Origin of the sequence: Tahibacter caeni, from assembly GCF_024609805.1 — a bacterium.
GTDB lineage: Bacteria > Pseudomonadota > Gammaproteobacteria > Xanthomonadales > Rhodanobacteraceae > Tahibacter > Tahibacter caeni.
This window is the reverse complement of the sequence record NZ_JANFVR010000334.1, coordinates 1-5,077: the sequence shown is the minus strand read 5'-3', so window position 1 is coordinate 5,077 and position 5,077 is coordinate 1. Positions and strand designations below refer to the sequence as shown.

At 70.4% G+C, this 5,077-nt stretch carries 6 protein-coding genes; all 6 read left to right on the top strand.

Annotation, left to right across the window (positions count from 1 at the left end):
- Positions 1-574, top strand: a 574-nt coding sequence (locus NON22_RS20095; RefSeq protein ID WP_257388757.1) for an ACP S-malonyltransferase, incomplete at its 5' end; no start/stop codon positions are given.
- Between the two features lie 51 nt (positions 575-625).
- Positions 626-1,369, top strand: a complete 744-nt coding sequence (fabG, locus tag NON22_RS20090; RefSeq protein ID WP_257388756.1) for a 3-oxoacyl-ACP reductase FabG — start codon at positions 626-628, stop codon at positions 1,367-1,369.
- A 213-nt stretch (positions 1,370-1,582) separates the two neighbouring features.
- Positions 1,583-1,822 (top strand): acyl carrier protein, encoded by a 240-nt coding sequence (acpP, locus tag NON22_RS20085; protein ID WP_133820841.1) that lies wholly within the window; start codon positions 1,583-1,585, stop codon positions 1,820-1,822.
- A gap of 188 nt (positions 1,823-2,010) precedes the next feature.
- Positions 2,011-3,249: a beta-ketoacyl-ACP synthase II gene (gene fabF, locus NON22_RS20080; protein WP_257388755.1), complete on the top strand. Its 1,239-nt coding sequence runs from the start codon at positions 2,011-2,013 to the stop codon at positions 3,247-3,249.
- Positions 3,250-3,385: 136 nt separating this feature from the next.
- Positions 3,386-4,738: an aminodeoxychorismate synthase component I gene (locus NON22_RS20075; RefSeq protein ID WP_257388758.1), complete on the top strand. Its 1,353-nt coding sequence runs from the start codon at positions 3,386-3,388 to the stop codon at positions 4,736-4,738.
- On the top strand, positions 4,735-5,077 hold a 343-nt coding region (locus tag NON22_RS20070; RefSeq protein WP_257388754.1), incomplete at its 3' end, for an aminotransferase class IV. The genes NON22_RS20075 and NON22_RS20070, both read left to right, overlap by 4 nt.

The window sequence follows — 5,077 nt, the reverse complement described above, 5'->3', positions numbered from 1 at the left end:
GGCCGCCGTGCCGGCCGGCGTCGGCGCGATGGCCGCGATCCTCGGCGGCGACGACGCGCAGATCGCGCAGGCCTGCGCCGACGTGGCCGGCGACGAGGTCGTCGCGCCGGCCAACTACAACTCGCCGGGCCAGGTCGTCATCGCCGGCCATGCAGCGGCCGTGGACCGCGCGATCGCGCGGCTCGCCGAGCTTGGCGTGCGCAAGTCGGTCAAGCTCGCGGTCAGCGTGCCGTCGCACTGCGCGCTGATGCAGGACGCGGCGCAGCGGCTGGCCGAGCGCATGCAGTCGATCGTGTGGTCGCTGCCGGCGATTCCGGTCGTGCAGAACGCCGATGCGCGCGCCTACGACTCGGTCGATGCGATCCGCGACGCGCTGCGCCGTCAGCTGTTCCAGCCCGTGCGCTGGACCGAGTGCGTGCAGGCGCTGGCCGCCGGCGGCGCTGCGCGCGTGCTCGAATGCGGCCCGGGCAAGGTGCTAGCCGGCCTGATCAAGCGCATCGACAAAGGCCTCGACGCGCGCGCTATCGGCTTGCCGGCGGATTTCGACGCCGCGCTGGCCGACACGCGCGGCTGAGCCTCGCAGCACCGCCTCCGTCATTCCGGAACGTTCACTGGGAAACATGCCATGAGTGGAAACCTGCAGGGCGAAATCGCCCTCGTCACCGGCGCGAGCCGCGGCATCGGCGCGGCGATCGCGCGGCGCCTGGCCGAGGCCGGCGCAACCGTGGTCGGTACTGCGACGAGCGAGGCCGGCGCAGCGGCGATCGGCCGGACGCTCGCGCCGCTCGGCGGCCACGGCCGCGTGCTCGACGTCACCGACGCGGCGGCGGTCGAAGCGCTGGTCGAAGCGGTCGCAAAGGAATTCGGCGCCGTGTCGATACTCGTCAACAACGCCGGCATCACGCGCGACCAGCTGCTCATGCGCATGAAGGACGAGGACTGGCAGGCCATCCTCGACACCAACCTGAGTTCGGTGTTCCGCACTTCCAAGGCCGTGCTGCGCGGCATGATGAAGGCGCGCAAGGGCCGCATCATCAGCATCGCCTCGGTCATCGGCCTGACCGGCAATCCGGGCCAGGCGAACTACGCCGCGGCCAAGGCCGGCATCATCGCGTTCTCCAAGTCGCTCGCCCGCGAGATCGGTTCGCGCGGCATCACGGTCAACGTCGTCGCGCCGGGCTTCATCGAAACCGACATGACCGCGGCGCTGCCGCAGGAGCAGAAGGACGCGATGCTCGGACAGATCGCGCTGGGCCGGCTGGGCCAGCCCGACGACATCGCTCAGGCCGTCGCGTTCCTCGCGTCGCCGGCCGCCGCGTGGATCACCGGCGAGACCTTGCACGTCAACGGCGGCATGTACATGCCCTGAGAAATCAGGGGTTTGCCGCTGGTCTTCGACTCAAACGCCCGTATCTGGTTGGTGCGATCCGATTCCTCTACAATCGCCGGGCTTTGTGATGCCAAGGACGGTCCCGCGCAGGGGATGTAGCGGCAGGCGTACGGCGCAGCCGGCGAACGCGTCGCGGACGACAGGACGTATGTACTCGGTTTTGAACTATTCCCTTCGGGAGGAATTTGCACAATGAGCAGCATCGAAGAACGCGTCAAGAAGATCGTCGTCGAACAACTCGGCGTGAAGGAAGACGAGGTCACCCAGAACGCTTCCTTCGTGGACGATCTCGGCGCCGACTCGCTCGATACGGTGGAACTGGTGATGGCGCTCGAGGAAGAGTTCGAGTGCGAGATCCCCGACGAGGAAGCCGAAAAGATCACGACCGTGCAGCAGGCGGTCGACTACATCAAGGCTCACGTCAAGGCCTGATTTCGAGCCACAAGCTGCATCCGAGCTGCGCCGCATGGCGCAGTTCGCGTTTTGGGGGCGCCGCCGTGCTGCGGCGCGCCGATGCGGCCTTCAATGCCCGCCCGGCCGCCGCTTCGCGTCCGCGCCGACCGCCATCGGCAGCGCAGGCCGGCGCGCCCGGCCGCTACTTCACGTCTGGAAGCATTCGCATGAGCAAGCGTCGCGTCGTCATCACCGGCATGGGCATCCTGAGCCCGGTCGGCAACGATCTCACCACGGCCTGGAACAACATCGTCGGCGGCGTCAGCGGCATAGGTCCGATCACGCATTTCGACACGAGCGCCTATTCCACGCGCATCGCCGGCGAGGTGCGCGACTTCGATCCGTCGCGCTGGATAGCGCCGAAGGACGTGAAGAAGATGGATCCGTTCATCCACTACGGCGTCGCCGCGTCGCTGGACGCGCTGAAGGATTCCGGCCTCGAGGTCACCGAAGCCAATGCCGAACGCATCGGCGTCAGCGTCGGCGCAGGCATCGGCGGTATCGCCACCATCGAGCGCACCAGCCAGATCCTCGCCGAGAGCGGCCCGCGCAAGATCTCGCCGTTCTTCGTGCCCTCGACGATCATCAACATGATCTCGGGCAACGTCTCGATCATGACCGGCGTCAAGGGCCCGAACATCGCCGTCGTGACGGCCTGCACGACGGCCGCGCACAACATCGGCATGGCCGCGCGCATGATCGCCTACGGCGACGCCGACGTGATGATCGCCGGCGGCGCCGAGTACTCGACGACCGGCACGGCGATCGGCGGCTTCTGCTCGGCGCGCGCGCTGTCCACGCGCAACGACGAGCCGGCCAGGGCCAGCCGTCCCTGGGACAAGGACCGCGACGGCTTCGTGCTGTCCGACGGCGCTGGCGTGCTGGTCCTCGAAGAATACGAACACGCCCGGGCGCGCGGCGCGCGCATCTACGCCGAGCTCGCCGGCTTCGGCATGAGCGGGGACGCCTATCACATGACCTCGCCGAGCGAGGACGGCGACGGCGCCGCGCGCTGCATGGCCAACGCGCTGAAGGACGCGGGTCTGAACGCTTCCGACATCGACTACATCAACGCGCACGGCACCTCGACGCAGGCCGGCGACCTGGCCGAAACCCAGGGCATGAAGCGCGTTTTCGGCGATCATGCGAAGAAGGTCCTGGTGTCCTCGACCAAGTCCATGACCGGCCATCTGCTCGGCGCGGCCGGCGGCGTCGAGGCGATCTTCTCGGTGCTCGCGCTGCGCGACAACGTCGTGCCGCCGACGATCAACCTCGACGAGCCCGGCGAAGGCTGCGACCTCGACTACGTGCCGAACACGGCGCGACAGACGCCGCTCGACGTCGTGCTGTCGAATTCCTTCGGCTTCGGCGGCACCAACGGCACCTTGGTATTCCGGCGCGTCTGAAGCCGGCGGCGCCGCGGTCGCCGGACTGCGGCGCCGGCGGCCGCGCGGTCGTACGATACGCTCCCTTGCAGCGGGTAATCCCGTAGGACCGGCCTGACTCGTGTCTGTCTTCGTTTCCGCGCGCGACGATGCCGCCCTGGTCACGCGCGAACTGCCGTCGCGTCACGATCTGCTCGCGCTGGCCGCGCTGCGGCCGGAACGTTATCCCTGCCTGCTGCAGAGCGCGGCCACCGGCGCGAACGCGCGCTGGGACGTGCTGGCCGCGTTTCCGCGGGACGCGCTCGTGCTCGATCAGGCCGGCCGCATCCACGATGCGCAGGGGCCGGCCGGCGACGGCGATTTCCTCGCGGCGCTGGATCGGCGCTGGCAGGCCGAGCACGTTCCGGCGCCGGCGGCGGCCGACGCGCTGCCGTTCCGCGGCGGCTGGGCCCTGTTCCTCGCCTACGAACTCGCCGCGCTGGTCGAACCCGTATTGCAGCTGCCGTCCGCGCCCGATGCGGCCTTGCCGCGCGCGATCGCGCTGCGCTGTCCGGTCGGCGTGCTCGTCGACCAGGCGCGCGGACGCACGGTGCTCGTGGCCGAAGCCGCGCATGCCGCGCTGCTCGATCTCGTCGAAGCCGATCTGGCCGTCGCCGCGGCGCCGGCGCCGCAGGCCCTCGCCGTGGCCGCGCTCGAGGAGGATCCGGCGCCGGACTTCACGGCCGGGGTCGCGCGGATCCAGCAATACCTGCGCGCCGGCGACGTGTTCCAGGTCAACCTGTCGCGCGAATGGCGCGCGCGGCTCGCCGCGGCGACGCCGCCGGCGCAGCTGTACGCGAATCTGCGCGCGGCCAATCCGGCGCCGTTCGCCGGGCTGTTCCAGGGCGAGGGCTGGGCCGTCGTCTCGTCCTCGCCCGAGCGTCTCGTCAGTGTGCGCGGCGATCTCGTGCAGACCCGGCCGATCGCCGGCACGCGGCCGCGTTTCGCCGGCGACGACGACGCGGCGCGCATCCGCGAGCTCGTCGGCCATCCGAAGGAACGCGCCGAGCACGTCATGCTGATCGACCTCGAGCGCAACGATCTCGGCCGCGTCGCGCGGCCCGGCAGCGTCGTCGTCGACGAGCTCATGAGCGTGGAGACCTACGCGCACGTGCATCACATCGTGTCCAACGTGCGCGCGCTGCTGCGCGCCGGCGTGACGCCGGGCGACGTGATCCGCGCGGTGTTTCCGGGCGGCACCATCACCGGCTGTCCGAAGGTGCGCTGCATGCAGATCATCGCCGAGCTCGAACGCGTCGGCCGCGGCGCCTACACCGGCGCGTTCGGCTATCTGAACCGCGACGGCGATCTCGACCTGAACATCCTGATCCGCACGATCACGCAGAGCGGTACGCAACTGCGCTGGCGCGCCGGCGCCGGGATCGTGGTCGACTCCGACGCCGCGCGCGAACTCGACGAGACGCGGCACAAGGCGCGCGGCCTCCTGCGCGCGCTGGGACTGGCCGGATGAGGGCGCGCGTCTACGTCGACGGCATCGCCGCGGACCGGGTGTCCGCACTCGACCGCGGCCTGCTCTACGGCGACGGCCTGTTCGAGACCGTGCTGTTCGTCGCTGGCGCGGCGCCTCTGTGGCCGCGACATCTCGCACGGCTGCAGGACGGTGCGCAGCGCCTGAATCTGCCGCTCCCGCCGCTGCAGGACCTGCACGACGTCGCCGTGCGCGCCGCGGCCGGACTGCCGCGCGCGGCCGTGCGCATCAGCGTCACCCGCGGGACCGGCGAACGCGGCTATGCGCCGCCGGCGGCGCCCGTGCCGTGCTGGATCGTCGGCGCCGGGGCCGCACCGGCCG